Here is a 19151-nt window from a genome sequence, read left to right as displayed (position 1 = left end):
TTTTCTGCATGCACCTGCTCGCCTTTGGTATCAATCATCACACAGCGCCGGTCGATATCCGCGAGAAGGCGGCGTTCGCCACCGACAAGCTGGTCAACGCCTTGCATGAAGTGACCGGCAGCGGCGGCGTCAGCGAGGCGACGATCGTCTCCACCTGCAATCGCACCGAGCTCTATTGCGGGCTCGAGCCTGCGCACGACGAACAGGTCATCGAATGGTTCTGCCACTATCACCGACTGAACCGCGGCGACATTCATCCCTATCTTTACCGTCATCCCGACCAAGAGGCGGTAAAGCATGTGTTCCGCGTCGCGGCCGGGCTCGACTCCATGATCCTGGGCGAACCGCAAATCCTCGGACAAATGAAAGAGGCCTTCGCGACCGCGCACAAGGCCGGCGTCACCGGAAAAATCCTGAATCGCCTGTTTCAGCAGACCTTCACCGTCGCCAAACAGGTGCGCACCGACACGGCGATCGGCGCGAGCGCGGTCTCGGTCGCCTCAGCCGCGGTGCGCCTGGCCGAGCAGATTTTCAACAAGCTCTCGGAACAGACGGTGCTGATGATCGGCGCGGGCGACATGATCGAACTCTGCGCGCGCCACCTCAGGGATCACGATGCCGGTCACATGATCTTCGCCAACCGCACCGTCGAGCGCGCGCAACTGCTGGCCGGCCAGTTCAACGCCGAGGGCATTTCGCTCGCGGAAATGCCGACACGTCTTGCCGACGCTGACATTGTCATTGCTTCCACCGCCAGCCAGCTACCCATCCTCGGCAAGGGCACGGTGGAACGGGCCCTGAAAGCGCGCAAGCACCGTCCGATGTTCATGCTGGACATCGCCGTGCCGCGCGATATCGAGGCTGAGGTCGGCGAACTCAATGACGTATATCTCTACACCATCGATGATCTCAAGGAAGTGGTGCAGGAGAACATGGAATCGCGCCAGGAGGCCGCGCGCGATGCGGAAAAGATCATCGATACCCAGGTCGTGGATTTCATGCACTGGGTGAAATCCCTCGATGCCGTGCCCACGATCCGCGCGCTCCGTGAATCGGCCGATGCCCTGCGTGAGGCCGAGGTGGAACGCGCGCGCCGGCGCCTCGCCCACGGCGAGGACCCGGCGAAGGTTATCGAACAGCTTGCGCGCGCGCTGACCAACAAATTCACCCACGCCCCCACCGACGTTCTGCGCAAGGCGGATCATGACGGCAACGGCGCCCTGCTCGAGGCCGCGCGCCGCCTGTTCGGCCTCCACGAAGAGTAAGGATGAACCCCTCCATCGAAACAAGGCTCACCAGCCTTGCGCAACGCTTTGAGGAAATTGAACGGCTGCTCTCCGACCCCAAAGTCATTGGCAAGCAGGACCAGTTCCGCAAGCTGTCGCAGGAATATTCCGAAATCAATCCGGTGGTGAAGCTGTATGGCGATTACCGCGCGGCCCACGAACAACTGGAAGCCGCGCAAGCCATGCTCAAGGACGAAGATCCGACCATCCGCGAGATGGCGCAGGAAGAAGTCGCGGAGGCGCGGCGGCTTATCGAAAAACTTGAAGCCGAGATCCAGGCGCTGCTACTGCCGAAAGACCCGAATGACAACCGAAACATCTTTCTCGAAATCCGCGCCGCCGCCGGTGGCGATGAATCGGCGATCTTCGCCGGCGACCTGTTCCGCATGTACAACTATTACGCCACCAACCACGGCTGGGACGTGGAAGTGATGAGCCAGAGCCCCGGTGAACACGGTGGCTACAAGGAAATCATCGCCCGCATCGCCGGGAAAGACGTGTACTCGCGTCTCAAGTTCGAGTCCGGCGCGCATCGCGTACAGCGCGTCCCCGAAACCGAGGCCCAGGGACGCATCCACACCTCGACCTGCACGGTCGCGGTGCTTCCGGAAGCGGAGGAAGTGGACGCCATCGCTCTCAACCCGGCAGAGCTCAAGGTCGATACCTTCCGCGCCTCCGGCGCCGGCGGCCAGCACGTGAACAAGACCGATTCGGCGATCCGCATCACGCACCTGCCGACGGGCATCGTGGTCGAATGCCAGGACGAGCGCTCGCAGCACAAGAACCGCTCGCGCGCCATGTCTATCCTGTCCGCGCGCCTGCTCGAGGCCGAGCAGCGCAAACAACGTGAACACGAGGCCGCCACGCGCAAGAGCCTGGTTGGCACCGGCGACCGATCGGAACGCATTCGCACCTATAACTTTCCGCAGGGGCGCGTGACTGACCACCGCATCAATCTCACGCTGTACAAACTCGATCAGGTCGTGGAAGGCAAGCTCGATGACCTCATCGATGCGCTGCGCAGCGCCGATCAGGCCGATTTGCTGGCGACGTTGAATGCCTGAACATGAAACCCGCCGCCCTGCATAAAATGCCTCCGACGATCAGTGAAATACTGCAAACCGCCACGCGTGAACTGCAAGCAACCAGTTCCACGCCGCGGCTCGATGCGGAAGTGCTTATCATGCACGCGTGCGGCTTCGACCGCAGTGGACTCTTCACGCGTGGCCATTTCGCGTTAACTGGCGAACAGCAGCAACGGCTTGAAGCGCTGCTTGCGCGGCGCAAGCAGGGAGAGCCTATCGCTTATCTCACTGGTATGCGCGAATTCTGGTCCCTGGAGTTCAACGTATCGCCTGCCACCCTGATCCCGCGTCCGGAAACCGAGCTGCTGGTGGAAAAGGCGCTGGCGTTTATTCCACGAGACGCCGAATGGACCATCGCCGATCTCGGCACCGGCTGCGGCGCGATTGCGTTGGCGCTGGCGAAGGAACGTCCGCGATGTCACCTAATTGCCACCGACATTTTGCCGGCGGCGCTCGAAGTCGCGCGCACAAACGCAGCAAAGTTTGGCCTGACCAATATTGAATTCCGTGAAGGCAGCTGGTTCGAACCTCTGAACGACATGCGGCTGGATATGATTGTGAGCAACCCGCCATACGTGCGCGCCAATGATCCGCATCTGGATCATCAGGGGGACGTGCGCTTCGAACCTGAACAAGCCCTGGCCGCCGGACCTGAGGGACTCGCTGCCATTCACCAAATCGCCTTGTCCGCCCGCGAGTACCTGAAACCCGCTGCATTGCTTATATTCGAACACGCATGGGATCAGGCTGCCGCCATCGACCAACTTTTGCATCAGCTCGGCTATCGTAATATCGTTTGCTATCCGGATCTGGGCGGGCGCGATCGCATTACCGCATGTTGCCTCTAATCCAGCCGAATCTGCCCCATTGATTTGCCATGGATGACAAACAACTCCTGCGCTACAGCCGTCATATCCTGCTCCCGCAGGTGGGCATCGACGGTCAGCAAAAACTGCTCGATGCACGCGTGCTCATCGTCGGGCTCGGAGGATTGGGTTCGCCGGTGGCGATGTATCTCGCCGCGTCGGGCGTGGGGCATCTCGTCATCGTCGACCGCGACCGCGTGGAACTGTCGAACCTCCAGCGTCAGATCGTCCACACCACGAATGCCATCGGTGTCGATAAATCGGCATCGGCCCGTCAAACGCTACAGGCACTCAATCCCGATATTCAGATCACAACCTTCAATAAAACCCTCCCTGCGGATGAACTGATCGAACAGGTGCGACAGGCGGATGCCGTCGTGGATGCGAGTGACAATTTCGCCACGCGCTTCGGCCTGAATCGCATATGTGTGGAGCAGAAAAAACCGCTGATCTCCGGCGCTGTGATTCGCATGGAAGGCCAGGTCACCACTTTCCGTGCCGATCTTCCCGGCAGCCCCTGCTATCGCTGCCTGTACAAAGACATGGATGAAATCGCCGAGACCTGTTCCGAAACCGGCGTCCTCGCGCCGGTGCCCGGCATCATCGGCAGCATCCAAGCCACGGAAACGCTGAAAGTCCTGACCGGGGTTGGTCAGTCGCTGAATGGACGCTTGCTGATTCTCGATGCCCAGACGATGGAGTGGCGCGAAATGCGGCTGCGCAAGGACCCGCTATGCCCGGTGTGCGGAGAGATATGAGCGTTGTCCGCCTACCGCGGAGCATCGTCAACCAGTTACTGCAGCTCGCGCAGAAATCGCCGGAAGAGGAAATCTGCGGTCTCATCTCCCGCGACCAACGTGGTTTCAAGAAATGTTATCCCGTCGTCAATGTCGCCGACGACAAAAAGCACTTCTTCGCGCTCGACCCCAAGGGACAGATCGAGGCCATACGCAGCATGCGCGAGCAAGGCGAAGAACTTGGCGCTATCTTTCACTCCCATCCCGACTCTCCGCCACTGCCCTCGCTCGCGGATATCGAGCAGCATGAATATCCCGGCGTGCTTTACCTTATTATTTCACTCGGCAAGAAAGGAGTGCCTGAAATGCGGGGATATCACATCCACGGCCGCGAGGCCGGAGAAGTCGTCATCACCCTACTGGACGACACGCCCCAGGGAAGCTCTGAATAAGCTCGAATCCGTTCGCCCTGAGCTTGTCGAAGGGGAGCGAATTCGAGCGTAATTAATGGATTTGCCGTTCATGCTTCGACAGGCTCAGCACGAACGGGAACTTGTTCCGCGCTTCCCTGGCAGCCGCCACCTCGGCGGCTATACTCCTTTTTAATGCCGCCTGCCGGCTGACGAAGGAGAAATCATGTCGATCGCCACTTTTGTCTTTTTGGGCATTTTTGCCGCGCTGTTCTTGTATGCCGTCACGATGTACAACAATTTCGTCCGGCTCAAGAATAATGTCGCCCAAGCGTGGTCGAACATTGACGTGCTGCTCAAGCAACGTCACGACGAGCTGCCGAAGCTGGTCGAGGCATGCAAGCAATACATGCAGCACGAACGCGGCGTACTGGAAAAAGTCACGCAGGCGCGCGCCGCCGTGCACAGCGCGCGCGAAGCGGGAGACGTGGCTGCCGTCGGGGCTGCCGAGACCCAGCTGCGGGCAGGGCTCATGAATCTCTTCGCGGTGGCGGAGAATTATCCGGAACTGCGCGCCAACGAGAACTTCCAACACCTGCAAAACCGCATCTCGCAGATCGAGGCGCAAATCGCCGACCGGCGCGAGTTCTACAATGATTCGGTCAACGCCAACAATGTCCGCATCGAGACGTTTCCGGACAATGTGATCGCCACGCTGTTCCGGTTCGAGCCGAAGTCGCTGCTTAAATTCACGGAAAGCGAAACCCGGGACGTGAACGTCAAGGCGCTGTTCAGCACCTAGAATATGTCGTCGCCCAGTCCACTGGCCCAGTGGTTCGCTGGGCTGGCTCACAGCATCCATCAAAGCGATCCGGCCGCCATCGGTCTCGTGGTGATGGTGCTGGCCGCCGGATCCGCCTATTGTTCCTGGCGCACGTGGCGTCATGTGAGCAACATCCGCCTTATCGAAGACACGCCAACCTGCAAAATCCGTTCAGCCCCACAGGGATACGTGGAATTAGAAGGTCTCGGCAAGCTCATGGATGGCCCGCCGATCATCGCCAAACTCTCCGCCCTGCCTTGCGTCTGGTTTCGCTACAAGATCGAACAACAGGTCAAAACCTATAACAAAGGCCATACGCAAACACGCTGGGAAGTCATCGACCGGGGCGAAAGCACCGAAACCTTCTGGCTGCAGGACGATACCGGCCGCGTGGTCATCGATCCTGAAGGCGCGGACGTGACCCCACGACACAAGGACAACTGGCGATCCAGTTCCAGCGTGGGTGGCATTGCCCGTCGTCCAGCTGGTGTCTCCAGCTTTTTCACATCGGACATAGGTAGCGGCACATATCGCCTTACCGAGGAACGTATCAATTCCGGCGAACGGCTCTACGCGCTCGGGCTTTTGAAAAGCGTGAGCAGCTACATCAGCCAGCCGACCGTGGACGAAGACGTGCGCGAAATGCTCAAGGACTGGAAGAATGACCAACCCACGTTGTTGCAGCGCTTCGATCTCGACAAGGACGGAAAAATCGACGAAAAGGAATGGATGCTGGCACGTTCTCAGGCGCGGCGCGATGTCATGAAAAACCGTCAGGAGCAAGTTATCCATTCCGCCGATGGCCTCAACGTGCTCGGCCCGACGCGCGACGGGTTACGGCCGTATATCCTGTCGGCCTTCACGCAAACGGAATTGACCAAACGTTACAAGCTTTGGGCGGCGTTATACGCGGGAGCATGTTTTATTCTTGGCCTGGCGGCGGTTTGGGTTTTCAACGCGAAGTTTATGTGATTATTTTAATCGGGATTATGCGCCAGCAGGCGGATCGTTTTATTTGTTAAAAACACTCTTCCGCAACATTTCCCACTGCCGCTCCCATCCCGCCACCGGCGACGACTTGAATTCGCTGCGAACAAAGCGGGTAATCGATCCCTCCACGACGGCAAGCAGAAGCACGGCGACGTCGTTGACCGGCAGGTGCAGATTCTCGTTGACCTCGGCCTCACGCAGTATCTGTTTCATCTGGGTTTCGATGCGCTCGTAGATCTGCGTCACGCGTCTGCGCAAGCGCTCGGTCTCGCCCACCAGCACATCGCCGTACAGCAGTCGCGCCATGCCGGGGTTCTTGCCGGCAAAACCGAGAAGCAGAAACAGGATATTCTGGATGCGCGCCTCGGCGCGGGTTTCTTCCGCGATAATCTTGTTGATTCGGGTGAAGAGCGTCTCTTCGATGAACTCGATCAGGCCCTCGAACATTTTCGCCTTGCTCGGAAAATGGCGGTAAAGCGCGGCCTCGGAAACCCCGACGGCGCGCGCGAGCTGCGCGGTAGTGATGTGTTCACCCTGATTGGCCTGAAGCATGTGCGCCAGCGTTTCGAGAATCAGCTGACGTCTTTCGCCACGGCGCGGTCGGGCCATGGTTCAGTCCTTTTCCCGAACGACTGTCAGGCGAGCGAAACAAATTTCGCGGGCGTAAATTTCCTTGGTTGTATGCAAATTCACGGCGGTCAGGATTTGATGAGCGTACCGACGCCTTCGTTGGTGAAAATTTCCAGCAAGACTGCGTGCTCGACACGCCCATCGATAATATGCGCGGATTTCACACCGCTGCCAACCGCGTCGAGCGCATAGTTGACCTTGGGCAGCATGCCGCCATGAATAGTCCCATCGCCGATCAAGTCCTTCACTTGGTTGATGGAAAGGCCCGTAAGCAGCTTGCCTTCCTTGTCCAACACGCCGGTGGTGTTGGTGAGCAGTATGAGCTTCTCCGCCTTGAGCGTGATTGCCAGCTTTCCGGCCACGACATCGGCATTGATGTTATACGTCTGTCCGTCCTCGCCCACGCCGATGGGGGCGATCACCGGGATGAAATCACCGGTGTCCAGCAGTGCGACCAGCCGCGGATCGATGCTGCTGACCTCGCCCACGTGCCCGATATCGATAATCTCGCTCGGCAGGTTCTCTTTCGTGGGCAGTTTCTGGAGTACCATTTTTTTGGCACGAATGAGACCGCCATCCTTTCCCGACAGCCCGACGGCCTTGCCGCCGTGCTGGCTGATGAGATTGACGATTTCCTTGTTGACGAGCCCGCCAAGTACCATTTCGACCACGTCCATGGTCTCGCGGTCGGTGACACGCATGCCCTGGATGAATTCACTTTTCTTGCCGATTTTCTCCAGCAGCTTGCCGATCTGCGGCCCTCCGCCGTGCACTACCACGGGGTTCATGCCAACGAGTTTCATCAGCACCACGTCGCGCGCGAAACTACGTTTCAGGTTCTCGTCCACCATGGCGTTGCCACCGTACTTGATGACGATGGTCTTGCCCTGGAAACGCTGAATGTACGGCAGGGCCTCGGTCAGGATGCGCGCGCGGTCGGCGGCGGATTGAGGTGTCAGCGGCATTTTTTTCCTGTTATAGCGACGGGAGCGATATATACGGAGGGAAAAGTTAGCGCATATTCACGCCAAAGTCAGCATATGCCGGACCTAAAAATAAGAAAGGCCGCGTAAGCGGCCTTTCTCTCTCCGGGAACCCTCCCGGTAATAGCGGAGTTACGCTACATCCACTGTAATCTTCTTGGGCTTCACTTCCTCGGCCTTGGGCAGGATCAGTTCCAGTATCCCGTCCTTGTAACTGGCCTTGACGGCTTTCTCGTCGATCTGCGTGCCAAGCCTCAGACTGCGAACGAACTTGCCATAACGGCGCTCCTGGCGCAGCACACGCTCGCCTTCCTTCTCTTCCTTCTCGCTCTTGCTCTCGCCGGTAATGGTCAATACGCCATTCTCCAGCGTAATGCTGACATCATCCTTGTTCACGCCCGGCATTTCCGTCTTGATGACATACGCGTCATCGCGTTCCTTGACGTCCATCGCCGGCGTCAAATCCTCGCCGGTTGCCTCTTCGACCCAGCGCATCGGGCTCAAAAATCCTTGGAATACACGGTTAATGTCGTCATCCCACAGACCCCAGCGGTTCAGTGGGGCCCGGTCTTCGCGTCGCATAAGCCTGTTCATCATGATCATCTCCATACAATTAATCGGGTTGCCAGCAATTTCTGGACTGGGTCAAAAACCCATGTCCTTCCTGCTGTATCGCGTTTTTAAATGGGGACAGCGGAGGTAATTTCAAGAGCGGAAAAAATATTGAAAAATCAACAAACCACAAACGCAGCGGTACCGTCAGCTACAGGATATAGCGTGTGAGATCTTCGTTGCCGATAAGGCTGCCGAGGTGCTGGTCCACATAGGCCGCGTCCACCACGGTTTGTTCATTGCCGCGATCGGCGGCTTCAAAAGAAACGGTTTCGAGCAGGCGCTCCATGACGGTATGCAAGCGCCGTGCGCCGATATTTTCGGTGCGCTCGTTCACCTGCCACGCCACCTCGGCGATGCGGCGCACGCCGTCGGGCTGGTATTCGAGCACGTGTCCTTCCGTCGCCAGCAGCGCACTGTACTGCTCGGTGAGCGAGGCATCCGGCTCGGTCAGGATGCGCACGAAATCCTCGGCGGTGAGCGGATCGAGCTCGACGCGGATGGGAAGCCGTCCCTGCATTTCCGGTATCAGGTCCGAGGGTTTGGACAGGTGGAACGCGCCAGAGGCAATAAAAAGAATATGGTCGGTCTTGACCATGCCGTACTTGGTCGAGACCGTGCAGCCCTCCACCAGCGGCAGCAGATCGCGCTGCACACCCTCGCGCGAAACATCCGGGCCGCGACCTTCGTTGCGGCCGACGATCTTGTCGAGCTCGTCGATGAATACGATGCCATGCTGCTCGACGCGCGCGAGCGCCCCGCCCTTGATATCGTCGTCGTTGACCAGGCGTGCCGCTTCCTCCTCGGTCAGCAGCTTGCGCGCATCGCGGATTCTCAGTTTGCGCGGGCGGGCGCGCCGGCCGCCCATGTTCTGAAACAAGCTTTGCAGCTGGCTGGTCATTTCCTCCATGCCGGGTGGCGTGATGATTTCGACGCCCATGGCCGGCGCGGAGAGCTCGACCTCGATCTCCTGATCGTCGAGCAGGCCTTCACGCAGTTTCTTGCGGAACATCTGGCGCGCCGCTCCGTCGGCCGGGCGCGCGGTCTCGCCCACGGCAAAACCCATCTCGCGCGCCGGCGGAACCAGGATATCCAGAATCCGGTCCTCGGCGGCGTCTTCGGCGCGCGCGCGGACCTTGGCCATCTCCTCGACACGCGTCATCTTGACCGCCATGTCCATGAGGTCGCGGATGATCGAGTCGACGTCGCGACCGACATAACCCACTTCCGTGAACTTGGTCGCCTCGACCTTGATGAAAGGCGCGTTGGCGAGCCGGGCGAGGCGCCGCGCGATCTCGGTCTTGCCGACGCCCGTCGGACCGATCATCAGGATGTTCTTGGGCGTGATCTCGGTGCGCAGCGTTTCATCCTTGACCTGGGCGCGGCGCCAGCGGTTGCGCAGCGCGATTGCCACGGCGCGCTTGGCGGCCGCCTGGCCGATGATGTGCTTGTCCAGTTCCTGGACGATCTCCCGCGGGGTCATTTCCGACATGATCAGCCCTGAAGCTCCTCGATGGTAAGGTTTCGATTGGTATATATGCAGATGTCCGCGGCGATATTCAATGCCCGCTCGGCAATGGCGCGCGCGTCCAGTTCGGTGTTCTCCATCAGGGCCAGCGCCGCGGCCTGGGCATACGGCCCGCCGGAGCCGATGGCGATGAGCCCACCCTCCGGCTCGATGACATCTCCCTGACCGGTGATGACGAGCGAGGCGGTTTTGTCCGCCACCGCCAGCAGCGCCTCGAGGCGGCGCAGAATGCGGTCGGTGCGCCAGTCTTTGGCCAGTTCCACCGCAGAACGCACCAAATGGCCCTGATGTTTTTCCAGCTTGCCTTCGAAACGTTCGAACAGCGTGAAGGCATCGGCGGTGCCGCCGGCAAAGCCGGCAATCACCTGATCCTTGTACAAGCGGCGGACCTTGCGCGCGTTCGCCTTCATGACGGTGTTGCCCATGGTCACCTGGCCGTCGCCGCCGATAACGACAAGTCCGTTGCGACGTACCGATAAAATCGTTGTTCCGTGAAGTGGTTGCAAATCATGCTCCTCTCTCGACATTGATTTTCGGCGATGCCGGGGCTGTGGTGACGAAATATCGCTGGAGAAAAAATGCAATGACCGATCAGACCGCCGGCAACGCTGAGACAGCGCGCGCCGTTTCGCGCGCGGCGGGACGCGGGACCAGAAAACCAAGCACTTGTTCCAGCAAGGCTGTGCGCTCGCTAGCCAGGGGATAAACCGCGTAGACCTGCCGGTCGATCACCGGGGCATCGTCCACGCGGTGCAGACGGCCGGATTGCAGAGATTCACTGGCCATCTGTTCCGCGAGATAAGTCGCCCCGCCGTTGCGCAGGAGAAAAGACTGGGCCATGCGCCCGAGGCCCATGCGCACCGCGGGCGGCGGCATGTCGGGGAAATGGCGTGCGTGGGCGATGGCAAATGAGGTGCCCCAATCGGCCATAATGTAGCCGCAGCCCACGGCTTCGCGCGCGCTGAGACCGGGACGATCCGCCACCATGATCAATTTGATCTGAGTTATTTCGCGCACCTGGAGTTCCGCCATCTGCGGCGGCTCGAACATGAAGCCGATATCGAGCGCACGGTCATGCAGCCGTCGGATCAGCACCTCCGGCCCCAGGGCCTCCGCTTGCAGGGCCACACCGGGTAATTCGCGGTAAATGGCATGCGTCCACTCCTGCAACAAGATGTCCCACAGACTGTAGGAAGCGCCGATGGCCAGCGAAACCTTGTCTTCCTCACCGAGCGCCGTATCCTGACGCGCCCGGCTCCAGGCGTTCAAAATCGACTCGGCATACTTCAGCAGCCGCGTCCCGGCGGGGGTAAGCTGGATGTCGTTACGCGTGCGCGTAAAGAGCGGCACCCCCAGCGTCTCTTCGAGCAAACGGATACGGGCGCTGACCGCCGACTGGGTCAGGTAGAGATTCTCCGCGGTTCGTCCGAAATGACGGGTACGATAGACTTCGAGGAAGGTTTTAAGGAGGTCGATATCCATCTCGTTCCAGCAAATTCTTTTATCGAGTCAATCATTTCATTTCGCTTTATTGGTGGCAAGCCCACCCCTATAAAGATGCCAGCCAAGCCACGCTCGATTTTCAACTGATTGTTTCTGAAAGCCAATCCCGCTTTGCGCTCGCTTCCATCAACCATGTCGATGGATAGCCCGATTTGCTCCGTTTTACGGCAGCGTCCATGGCATTGGCACCGGGTTTCGTGCCGACGCTGTCGCTCCCATCCCTGTTTCCCAGCCTTGTGCGGCGTCGCATCACGCGCTGGCGATCTATCGAGGAGAAATAAGTGCTGAGCCAGAACGAAGAACCTCCGCCAAGCCTGACGGAAAAACATATTACCGACCGCCTCGTGCCCGCGCCGGTACTCACGCTGCACAGCAACGAACTGCTTCCGCGACATTATCTCGCCGTCGAAAATCACCGGCTCTATCCTTTCACGATCGATGCCAAGCCCCTGTTCGACCATTACGTACGGCACATCCCGACACCGCTCTCCGATTACACCTTCGCCAATAACATCATCTGGCTGTCGCAGAAAAGCGGCTTCTATCAGATCATCGAGGACTGCTTCTGTCTCTTCAGCCTGAACGGCCACTGCCTGACCATGCTGCTGCCGCCGCTGGGCAAGCCGGCGCATCAGGTGGCGGCGCTCGACGCCTGTTTTCGCATCATGGACGGGTACAACCCGACAGCCTATCTCAGCGCGGTCGAATATGTGTACCGCGATTTTATGAACCTGCTCGAGGCATCCCTGGATCGCTGGCTCATCGAGCGCAGCCTGCCGGACTACATCTACCGCACGGAAGATCTGGTCCAACTCAGGGGCAATGCCTATAAAACCAAGCGCGGCGAGATCAACCAGTTCCGCCGTGTCCACCCCGATCACCGCCTCGAACGGCTCGGACCGCAACATGAGGACGGCATACGCGGGCTCATCGATACCTGGTTGCGCAACCGCCTTCAGTACATGTCGGGCGATGCCATCGCTGATTTCTTCTACACGGTCGAGCAGGAACGCCGGGCAATCGAGCGCGCGCTGACCCATTACGACACGCTCGGCCTGAAAGGCCTGTGTTTATTCATCAACGAGCGGCTGGAAGGTTTCACCTTCGGCGAGCGCATCACCCCGGATGTCGCCAACGTGCTCGTGGAAAAAACCAATTTCGCCATTCCCGGATCGGCGCAATTCCTGTTCCGCGAATTCGTCAAGGAATTCACCGACTGTACCTTCATCAACGTCGGCGACGACCTGGGCCTCGAAAATCTGCGGCGCGTGAAAATGAGCTACCGTCCGGCGCTGTTCGGCGAAAAAATCAGCCTGCGACGTGCAGGGATGCACGAGTGTCGCGAAAGACAGGACGTCGAGAGCGACCGGGACATCGCGCCCGTCTGAGCTCCGGTTGCCGAACTTGAGAATACGCCGGGCCAAAATTGACGACCTCGCCATGCTGGTGCAGCTCGAGGAACGTTTCCCCACGGACCGACTGAGCCGCACGAATCTCAGGCGTCTCCTGCGACACGGCCATGCTTCCGTGTGGATTTGTGAACAGGACGGCGTGCTTGCCGGAAATGCCGTGGTGCTCTATCGGCGCGGAACGTCCGTGGCGCGACTCTATTCGCTGGTCGTGCATCCGGACTATCTGCGCCGCGGCATCGCCCGGGCGTTGCTGGCGGCCGCCGAATCCGAGGCCGGCAATCGCGGTTGCCGTGATCTTAGATTGGAAGTGCGGCCGGACAATTTGCCGGCGATGCGGTTGTATCGAAACGGCGGCTACGCGGTGACGGGCATAGCCGGGAAATTTTATGAGGACGGGACGGACGCGCTCAGGATGCGCAAAAACCTCGATCCGGTCACGGGAGCGCCTGCCGGGCGGCAACGGCGACGGCGCCCGGCTCCCGCCACGCCCGGCGCCACAGCCTGAATCCCAGCAGCGCCGCGAGAATCGCGCCGTAAATCAGCGGTTCGCGCAGATCGGATTTCACCAGCCACAGATAATGCACGACGCCACCCACGCCAACGAGATATACCAGGCGATGCAGGGCCTGCCAGCGTCGCGCGCCCAGGCGCCGGATCATCGCATTCGTGGAGGTGGCGGCGAGCGGTATCAACATCAGCAGACAAGCGAAGCCGACGGTGATGTACGGCCGCTTGGCAACATCCTTGATAATGTCCGCGAGGACGAAATACTGATCGAGCCAGGCATAGGACAGGAAATGCAGGCAGGCGTAAAAGAACGCGAACAGTCCCAGCATCCGCCGGTAGCGCAGCAGCGCATTCCAGCCAAATAACCTCCGCAACGGCGTAACGGCCAGCGTGACCAGCAAGAACCGCAGCACCCAATCGCCGGTATAGCGGTTGATGGTTTCAATGGGATTAGCACCGAGATCGTTGTTCAACGCCCGATAGACCAGAAACGCCAGCGGCATCAACGCCAGCACAAAAAGCGTCGGCTTAACAAACCATCTGACTATTTGGTTTTTTTCCAAGATGATTTTCCTGGTGGCCCTGGCGTTCTGGCGGTAACAATTCTTAGAAATATTTCTTCAAGTCCATGCCAGCATACAACGACGCCACCTGGTCGGCATAGCCGTTGAACGGCAGCGTCTTGCGCTTGGGCGAAAACAGCGAGTCCTCCCCGATACGCCGTTCACTCGCCTGGCTCCAGCGCGGGTGGTCCACGGCCGGATTGACGTTGGAATAAAACCCGTACTCGCGCGAGTTGGCGCGCACCCAGGTCGTGAGCGGCTGTTTCTCCACGAAACGGATTTTCACGATCGACTTGATACTCTTGAAACCGTATTTCCACGGCACCACGAGCCGGATCGGCGCGCCGTTCTGGTTCGGCAGCACTTCGCCGTAAAGTCCCACGGCCAGCAGCGTCAGCGGATGCATGGCCTCGTCGAGACGCAATCCCTCGACATAGGGCCAGTCGAGCCCCGCGCCCAGCAGCCCCGGACGCTGACCGGGCATCTGCGCAGGATCGAGCAGCGTGGTGAATTCGACATACTTCGCGCGCGAGGTTGGCTCGACGCGCCGGATGAGATCGCGCAGCGGAAATCCCACCCACGGAACCACCATCGACCAGGCCTCGACGCAGCGCAGACGATAGACGCGCTCCTCCAGAGGATGATGCTTGAGCAGATCTTCCATCTGATACACAGCGGGCTTTTTCACGTCGCCCTCGATCGCCACGCTCCAGGGAAAGGTACGGAAATTCCCGGCGCGTTCCGAGGGATCGCTTTTGCCGGAACCGAATTCGTAAAAATTGTTGTAGCTCGTGATGTCCCTGTAGGATGTTGTCTTTTCGTCGAGCGAATACGGACTCTTGCGCAGGTTGGGAAATTTCTGGCCGGCTTCTCCCGGCGCGGGCAGCAGTGTTGTGCCGACACCGGCGACCGCCAGGGCACCTGCTTCACGCAGGAAGCGGCGGCGCTGCTGATAAACCTCTCTGGACGTGATTTCAGACGACGAAATGGTAACGGTTTTTTTTATCAGCATTGTTCCTCGGCAAGCGATCGGGGCAAACCTGACAATATAGACATAACCCTCTCTTAATAGTTCTTCTGCGCCGCCGGTGAACCAATCCGGCAGGGAATAGACTAATTGCCATGCCCGGGAATTTAAGGGAAAGGGAGATGAGGTGAAATACAGGCCAACTATGCGAGTTATCACTCTGATTTTGACGGCCTCGCTGCTGACAAGCCTGTCCGGCATTTCATTAGCCGCCGAGCTTTCCTGTTCCGCGCGCAGCGGGAACACCACGGTGCCATTGCTCGAATTGTACACGTCAGAAGGTTGCAGCAGCTGTCCACCGGCCGACGATTGGTTGTCCTCGCTACGGCAGAGCGGGCTGGTGCCGAACCGGGTCGTGCCGCTGGCTTTGCACGTGGATTACTGGAACGACCTTGGATGGGAAGACAGCTATTCGCAAAAGACGTTCACCGATCGCCAGTATCGCCTGGCGGATCTGAACCGGATGCGCACGGTTTTTACGCCCCAATTCGTCCTGAATGGCCGGAATCTGTCGCGCTGGCACAGCCGGGCCGATAGCGAGATCAAGCGCATCAACGCCACGGCACCGCCAGCCAGAATCACGCTGGTGCTTTCACACCATGCACGCAATATCGGCATCACGGCTGACGCCGAAACGTTAAGTCAGGCGGCACAAACGGATTTGTACCTGGCGGTTTATGAAAACAACCTCAGCCACGACATCGACGCGGGAGAAAACCAAAATCTCACCCTGCATCACGAGTATGTGGCACGGCAGCTCATCGGCCCGGTGCCGCTGAAAGATAACGGCAAGGTCCATTTCGTGCGGGATATTTCGCTGGACAAATCCTGGAAAGCATCCGACATGGGTGTCGTGGCTTTCGTGCAGAATCGCAACGACGGCGCGGTGCTGCAGTCCCTGTCGCTGCCGCTTTGCCGCTGACCGTTCACGGCTCTGGAAAAGAAAAACCCTCCGTGCCTGGGCACGGAGGGTTTTTGCGTTGAACGCTTAGCTAGCGTGTCTGCTTCAGCGCGGCAATGCGCTCGTCCAGCGGCGGGTGCGACATGAACAAGCGCTTGAGGCCACCGCCGGGCGCGCCGGAAATGCCGAAGGCGGCCATCTGATCGGGCAACTGTGCTGGCTCATGCATCGCCTTCAGCCGATTGAGCGCGGCAATCATCTTGTCGCGGCCCGCGAGTTTCGCACCGCCGGCGTCAGCACGGAATTCGCGCTGGCGGCTAAACCACATCACGATCATGCTCGCGAGGATGCCGAGCAAGATTTGCGCGACCATGCTGCTGACGAAGAAGCCGATGCCCATGGAATCGCGATCGTTCTTGAGAAGCACGCGATCCACGAAGTATCCGACCACGCGAGACAGCACGATCACAAAGGTGTTTAACACGCCCTGGATCAGCGCCAGCGTCACCATGTCGCCGTTCGACACGTGCGTGATTTCATGGCCCAGCACCGCCTCCGCCTCGTCCTTGTCCATGGCATTCAGCAAGCCGGTGCTGACCGCCACCAGCGCTGAATCGCGGCTCATGCCGGTGGCGAAGGCGTTGACATCCGGGGCCTCGTAAACCGCCACTTCGGGCATGCCGATGCCGGCCTGCTTGGCCAGACGCCGGACGGTTTCGATGAGCCACTGCTCGGTGCTGTTGCGTGGCTGTTCGATGACTGTCGCACCAGTCGCCCGCTTGGCCATCCACTTGGACATGGCGAGTGAGATAAACGATCCGCCGAAACCGATCACCGCGGCAAAGATCACTAACGCCTGCAGGTTGAGTCCTCCCGGCATTTCCTGAATGCCCAGCACTCTGATCAGGATGCTGGCCGAGATGCTGAGGACGAACAGAACGGCGATGTTGGTCGCTACAAACAGCAAAATGCGCTTCATGGATTTAGGATTCTCCTGTTAAAAAACAGTGGCATATTCGGAAACTTAGATGGGGCCGATGCCTTGCAAGTTCAATCCCCGGCAAGAATCCTCACCAACAATCGTAGCGACAGGACGCCATGCATTGGATATATTAATGAAGAGGAAGCTCCCGGGCAATGCACGTTGACCTGACACTTGCCGCCGCGGCAATTTATGCCACCAGGACACCGCGCCCGCGCCGGGCATGACAAGATGCTCAACGAAAAATCTACCGATCCGCAGCACCGCGAAGCGCTGGTCTCGATGACCGCGCTCTACTTCATCGAGGAAAACGCGCTCCTGCGCCCGGAATTGCTGGAGGAAGCCAAAAAAAGCTTGCAGGCACTGTTCCTGCACACCAGCGGCGAGGAAACCATGCTGCGCAAACTCATCGAGATCCTGAAAACCACGAAGCAGATTCATCAGTCCTTCGCCAGCATCTCCAACGTCCTTTCCGGCATCACCCGTGGCGCGCAAACCGTGAGCAACAAGGTAGCCACGTACAAACAGGCCCTGGCCACGATGACCCTCAGTGCCGAAGAAAATGCCGCCTTCGCCGGACCGTTCCTGTCGTTTTCACAAACACTGCTGCACAAGATCGATGCTTTCGACAACAATATGCGCCAGTACGTGGAGTTCAAGGAAACCGAGGCGCGCTATGCCAGCATTTACCGCATCGCCATGGAGGCGCGCGAGCGCCTGAAACTGCGCCTCGCCGGCGTGCTGGGCTCACAGACGCGCAGCGATGTCGAAACCCGGATTCGGCAGAACGTCGTCTCCTCCTTCGACTACAGCGAGTCCGAGAGCAATCTTCAGTTCGCGCAACGCGACGCTCACAACAAGGAAGAAGAAATCATGGCGCAACTCGAGGACATCCGTGTGATGTGCCAGATGGCCAAAAACCCCGCGATGCGCAACAAGACCGACGACTCCTCCAGCCCCACGATATCGTCGTATTCGGTGTTGCCCGCCACCAAGACCCCGAAGCCGAGGGCGGACTACGACGACGTCTTCGCGCTGTTCTCCCAGGCACTGCGCCAGCACCCGCGCCTTTTGCAACTCAAGGACATCGTGCTGGAGCTGTTCCGGCTGTATCAGAATTCCTACGGGATGTTCCGCCTGGACTGCGACCGCCTCAGCAAGGCGATGGAGACCATGTTCGACAACTCCGAAGCCTACTTCGAGACCAAAGAGGAGGACAAGGATATCCGCAATAAACGCGAGAAACTCATGATGATCGAAGGACTGATTCCCTTCCTCGAGCACGCGGCTGTTCTGACGACCGAAAACGAGACGGAAGATTACGGCAGATTCTCCCGCCGGCTTTCGAGCATGATTTCGGAGAAAAAGACGGCGTGGGTAAACGTCACCGAACTTTTATTGCGCGCCAAGGTTCAGGCCGAAGCCGAACTCAGCACCCGGCTCTAGCGTTTCCCCGTTAATTTCTCAAGTATCATCGTTGATACGTCCGACGCTGTTTGTTCAGCGAAGAACGCCTCCGCAGCGCCAACAGATTTCAAACGCCGGCGGATTCATCTCGCCGCAGGCGGCGCACCGTGTCGTGTCCGGCGAGGAAGGGGTCTGCTCGAACTCGACCACGATCCGTCGCGCCCGCGCCTCGTCCGCCTCCTCCATGATCCAGATCTCGGGATAGGCATGCGTGAACGGGATCTCGCCCAGTCCGCCCTGCGCATGCTCGTTGAGCACACGCGCCTCGATGCCGGCATGCGCCAGCCGGTGCAGGAGCAGATGCGCCTCCGGCAAATTCGCCGCGGTATACAGCCTGAACATGGCTGGGTTTATTGATCCGGCACGTTAACGCTGCCACGGAGGCACAGAAGCATTTGTACCGTGCGTTCCTCGATTCGGGAGGATTCGTGCCGAATCAATAATGAAAATCCTACGATCCTCGGTTTAGCGAGGCGGCAAGACGACTTGTTCCCCGGCCAAACCCCGGGATTCAGGGCAGTAACTTTACCAACGTGTTGCATACCGCCTCACTAATCCTCCATGCGGAAGCCGACCTTGATCTTGACCTGCCAGTGCGCGATTTTGCCGTTCACGAGATGGCCGCGGGTCTCGGCCACCTCGAACCAGTCTAAATTGCGCAGGGTCTTGGCGGCACGGGCGATGGCGCCCCGGATGGCTTCGTCCGAACCCTGGGGGGACGAACCCACCAGCTCCACGACTTTATAGGTATGTCCGCTCATTCCTGAATTCCTCCAGTTGGTGTATGGGCCATTCATTGTGACAGCTTCTCCCCGTCCTGTCCGCCGCCTGTGAAAAAT

General features: G+C 59.2%; 22 protein-coding genes. 11 read left to right on the top strand and 11 right to left on the bottom strand.

What is annotated here, in order from left to right:
• Nucleotides 1-8: 8 nt before the first annotated feature.
• The 7 genes from hemA to WB402_RS02285 all read left to right on the top strand — a co-directional run bounded on the left by hemA (nucleotide 9) and on the right by WB402_RS02285 (nucleotide 6179).
• Nucleotides 9-1265 (top strand): glutamyl-tRNA reductase, encoded by a 1257-nt coding sequence (gene hemA, locus WB402_RS02315; RefSeq protein ID WP_424205299.1) that lies wholly within the window; start codon nucleotides 9-11, stop codon nucleotides 1263-1265.
• A 2-nt stretch (nucleotides 1266-1267) separates the two neighbouring features.
• Complete coding sequence (gene prfA, locus WB402_RS02310) at nucleotides 1268-2350, top strand: peptide chain release factor 1 (RefSeq protein ID WP_424205298.1); 1083 nt, start codon at nucleotides 1268-1270, stop codon at nucleotides 2348-2350.
• Nucleotides 2351-2352: 2 nt separating this feature from the next.
• Entirely contained in the window at nucleotides 2353-3219 is an 867-nt protein-coding gene (prmC, locus tag WB402_RS02305; protein ID WP_424205297.1) for a peptide chain release factor N(5)-glutamine methyltransferase, read from the top strand.
• Nucleotides 3220-3248: 29 nt separating this feature from the next.
• Complete coding sequence (locus tag WB402_RS02300; RefSeq protein WP_424205296.1) at nucleotides 3249-3995, top strand: HesA/MoeB/ThiF family protein; 747 nt, start codon at nucleotides 3249-3251, stop codon at nucleotides 3993-3995.
• Nucleotides 3992-4426 (top strand): Mov34/MPN/PAD-1 family protein, encoded by a 435-nt coding sequence (locus tag WB402_RS02295; RefSeq protein WP_424205295.1) that lies wholly within the window; start codon nucleotides 3992-3994, stop codon nucleotides 4424-4426. The genes WB402_RS02300 and WB402_RS02295 overlap by 4 nt, the downstream gene beginning before the upstream one ends.
• Nucleotides 4427-4610: 184 nt before the next feature.
• Nucleotides 4611-5186 carry a LemA family protein gene (locus WB402_RS02290; RefSeq protein WP_424205294.1) on the top strand — a complete coding sequence of 192 codons (576 nt, stop codon included), beginning with the start codon at nucleotides 4611-4613 and terminating at the stop codon, nucleotides 5184-5186.
• Nucleotides 5187-5189: 3 nt separating this feature from the next.
• Complete coding sequence (locus tag WB402_RS02285; RefSeq protein WP_424205293.1) at nucleotides 5190-6179, top strand: GIDE domain-containing protein; 990 nt, start codon at nucleotides 5190-5192, stop codon at nucleotides 6177-6179.
• A gap of 39 nt (nucleotides 6180-6218) precedes the next feature.
• Here the strand turns inward: WB402_RS02285 and slmA are convergent, their stop codons facing one another.
• The 6 genes from slmA to WB402_RS02255 form a co-directional block, all read right to left on the bottom strand.
• Nucleotides 6219-6806 (bottom strand): nucleoid occlusion factor SlmA, encoded by a 588-nt coding sequence (gene slmA / locus WB402_RS02280; protein WP_424205292.1) that lies wholly within the window; start codon nucleotides 6804-6806, stop codon nucleotides 6219-6221.
• An 89-nt stretch (nucleotides 6807-6895) separates the two neighbouring features.
• On the bottom strand, nucleotides 6896-7792 hold the full coding sequence (gene argB / locus WB402_RS02275; RefSeq protein ID WP_424205291.1) for an acetylglutamate kinase: 897 nt from the start codon (nucleotides 7790-7792) through the stop codon (nucleotides 6896-6898).
• A 150-nt stretch (nucleotides 7793-7942) separates the two neighbouring features.
• Nucleotides 7943-8407: an Hsp20/alpha crystallin family protein gene (locus tag WB402_RS02270; RefSeq protein WP_424205290.1), complete on the bottom strand. Its 465-nt coding sequence runs from the start codon at nucleotides 8405-8407 to the stop codon at nucleotides 7943-7945.
• A 166-nt stretch (nucleotides 8408-8573) separates the two neighbouring features.
• Nucleotides 8574-9914 (bottom strand): ATP-dependent protease ATPase subunit HslU, encoded by a 1341-nt coding sequence (gene hslU / locus WB402_RS02265; RefSeq protein ID WP_424205288.1) that lies wholly within the window; start codon nucleotides 9912-9914, stop codon nucleotides 8574-8576.
• A 2-nt stretch (nucleotides 9915-9916) separates the two neighbouring features.
• Complete coding sequence (gene hslV / locus WB402_RS02260) at nucleotides 9917-10456, bottom strand: ATP-dependent protease subunit HslV (protein WP_424205287.1); 540 nt, start codon at nucleotides 10454-10456, stop codon at nucleotides 9917-9919.
• Between the two features lie 85 nt (nucleotides 10457-10541).
• On the bottom strand, nucleotides 10542-11432 hold the full coding sequence (locus tag WB402_RS02255; protein ID WP_424205286.1) for a LysR family transcriptional regulator: 891 nt from the start codon (nucleotides 11430-11432) through the stop codon (nucleotides 10542-10544).
• 302 nt (nucleotides 11433-11734) lie between these two features.
• Here WB402_RS02255 and WB402_RS02250 point away from each other — a divergent pair, with 302 nt between their 5' ends.
• Together WB402_RS02250 and WB402_RS02245 are read left to right on the top strand one after the other, a co-directional pair.
• Nucleotides 11735-12841 (top strand): DUF2156 domain-containing protein, encoded by a 1107-nt coding sequence (locus WB402_RS02250; RefSeq protein ID WP_424205285.1) that lies wholly within the window; start codon nucleotides 11735-11737, stop codon nucleotides 12839-12841.
• 16 nt (nucleotides 12842-12857) lie between these two features.
• A complete protein-coding gene (locus WB402_RS02245; RefSeq protein ID WP_424205284.1) occupies nucleotides 12858-13370 on the top strand; it encodes a GNAT family N-acetyltransferase in 513 nt (170 codons plus the stop codon).
• Here WB402_RS02245 and WB402_RS02240 read toward each other — a convergent pair.
• Both WB402_RS02240 and msrP read right to left on the bottom strand, forming a co-directional pair.
• Nucleotides 13300-13875, bottom strand: coding sequence for a sulfite oxidase heme-binding subunit YedZ (locus WB402_RS02240; RefSeq protein WP_424205345.1), 576 nt, complete (start codon nucleotides 13873-13875; stop codon nucleotides 13300-13302). The genes WB402_RS02245 and WB402_RS02240 overlap by 71 nt on opposite strands.
• 103 nt (nucleotides 13876-13978) lie before the next feature.
• The gene (gene msrP / locus WB402_RS02235; RefSeq protein ID WP_424205283.1) at nucleotides 13979-14947 is read right to left on the bottom strand and encodes a protein-methionine-sulfoxide reductase catalytic subunit MsrP; all 969 of its coding nucleotides are present in this window, start codon (nucleotides 14945-14947) and stop codon (nucleotides 13979-13981) included.
• Nucleotides 14948-15107: 160 nt separating this feature from the next.
• On the opposite strand from msrP, the gene WB402_RS02230 reads away from it, so the two are divergent.
• On the top strand, nucleotides 15108-15884 hold the full coding sequence (locus WB402_RS02230; RefSeq protein WP_424205282.1) for a DUF1223 domain-containing protein: 777 nt from the start codon (nucleotides 15108-15110) through the stop codon (nucleotides 15882-15884).
• A gap of 70 nt (nucleotides 15885-15954) precedes the next feature.
• Here the strand turns inward: WB402_RS02230 and htpX are convergent, their stop codons facing one another.
• Nucleotides 15955-16842, bottom strand: a complete 888-nt coding sequence (gene htpX, locus WB402_RS02225) for a protease HtpX (RefSeq protein ID WP_424205281.1) — start codon at nucleotides 16840-16842, stop codon at nucleotides 15955-15957.
• A gap of 195 nt (nucleotides 16843-17037) precedes the next feature.
• Here htpX and WB402_RS02220 point away from each other — a divergent pair, with 195 nt between their 5' ends.
• On the top strand, nucleotides 17038-18291 hold the full coding sequence (locus WB402_RS02220; RefSeq protein WP_424205280.1) for a hypothetical protein: 1254 nt from the start codon (nucleotides 17038-17040) through the stop codon (nucleotides 18289-18291).
• 54 nt (nucleotides 18292-18345) lie between these two features.
• Here the strand turns inward: WB402_RS02220 and WB402_RS02215 are convergent, their stop codons facing one another.
• Both WB402_RS02215 and WB402_RS02210 read right to left on the bottom strand, forming a co-directional pair.
• On the bottom strand, nucleotides 18346-18654 hold the full coding sequence (locus WB402_RS02215; RefSeq protein ID WP_424205279.1) for a DUF2007 domain-containing protein: 309 nt from the start codon (nucleotides 18652-18654) through the stop codon (nucleotides 18346-18348).
• Between the two features lie 209 nt (nucleotides 18655-18863).
• Complete coding sequence (locus tag WB402_RS02210; protein WP_424205277.1) at nucleotides 18864-19073, bottom strand: dodecin; 210 nt, start codon at nucleotides 19071-19073, stop codon at nucleotides 18864-18866.
• Nucleotides 19074-19151 lie beyond the last annotated feature (78 nt).

Source organism: Sulfuricaulis sp. (genome assembly GCF_049587675.1).
Lineage (GTDB): Bacteria > Pseudomonadota > Gammaproteobacteria > Acidiferrobacterales > Sulfurifustaceae > Sulfuricaulis.
This window is presented reverse-complemented; position numbering and strand designations above follow the sequence as displayed.

Bases quoted from the DNA above. Each gene is read 5' to 3' on its own strand.
- WB402_RS02210 (WP_424205277.1), bottom strand. From the start codon at position 19,073: ATGAGCGGACATACCTATAAAGTCGTGGAGCTGGTGGGTTCGTCCCCC.
- msrP (WP_424205283.1), bottom strand. From the start codon at position 14,947: ATGCTGATAAAAAAAACCGTTACCATTTCGTCGTCTGAAATCACGTCC.
- WB402_RS02255 (WP_424205286.1), bottom strand. From the start codon at position 11,432: ATGGATATCGACCTCCTTAAAACCTTCCTCGAAGTCTATCGTACCCGT.
- hslU (WP_424205288.1), bottom strand. From the start codon at position 9,914: ATGTCGGAAATGACCCCGCGGGAGATCGTCCAGGAACTGGACAAGCAC.
- WB402_RS02220 (WP_424205280.1), top strand. From the start codon at position 17,038: ATGCCACCAGGACACCGCGCCCGCGCCGGGCATGACAAGATGCTCAAC.
- slmA (WP_424205292.1), bottom strand. From the start codon at position 6,806: ATGGCCCGACCGCGCCGTGGCGAAAGACGTCAGCTGATTCTCGAAACG.
- WB402_RS02300 (WP_424205296.1), top strand. From the start codon at position 3,249: ATGGATGACAAACAACTCCTGCGCTACAGCCGTCATATCCTGCTCCCG.
- hemA (WP_424205299.1), top strand. From the start codon at position 9: ATGCACCTGCTCGCCTTTGGTATCAATCATCACACAGCGCCGGTCGAT.
- WB402_RS02295 (WP_424205295.1), top strand. From the start codon at position 3,992: ATGAGCGTTGTCCGCCTACCGCGGAGCATCGTCAACCAGTTACTGCAG.
- WB402_RS02230 (WP_424205282.1), top strand. From the start codon at position 15,108: ATGCGAGTTATCACTCTGATTTTGACGGCCTCGCTGCTGACAAGCCTG.
- prfA (WP_424205298.1), top strand. From the start codon at position 1,268: ATGAACCCCTCCATCGAAACAAGGCTCACCAGCCTTGCGCAACGCTTT.
- WB402_RS02270 (WP_424205290.1), bottom strand. From the start codon at position 8,407: ATGATGAACAGGCTTATGCGACGCGAAGACCGGGCCCCACTGAACCGC.
- WB402_RS02285 (WP_424205293.1), top strand. From the start codon at position 5,190: ATGTCGTCGCCCAGTCCACTGGCCCAGTGGTTCGCTGGGCTGGCTCAC.
- prmC (WP_424205297.1), top strand. From the start codon at position 2,353: ATGAAACCCGCCGCCCTGCATAAAATGCCTCCGACGATCAGTGAAATA.
- WB402_RS02240 (WP_424205345.1), bottom strand. From the start codon at position 13,875: ATGCCGCTGGCGTTTCTGGTCTATCGGGCGTTGAACAACGATCTCGGT.
- htpX (WP_424205281.1), bottom strand. From the start codon at position 16,842: ATGAAGCGCATTTTGCTGTTTGTAGCGACCAACATCGCCGTTCTGTTC.
- WB402_RS02290 (WP_424205294.1), top strand. From the start codon at position 4,611: ATGTCGATCGCCACTTTTGTCTTTTTGGGCATTTTTGCCGCGCTGTTC.
- argB (WP_424205291.1), bottom strand. From the start codon at position 7,792: ATGCCGCTGACACCTCAATCCGCCGCCGACCGCGCGCGCATCCTGACC.
- WB402_RS02215 (WP_424205279.1), bottom strand. From the start codon at position 18,654: ATGTTCAGGCTGTATACCGCGGCGAATTTGCCGGAGGCGCATCTGCTC.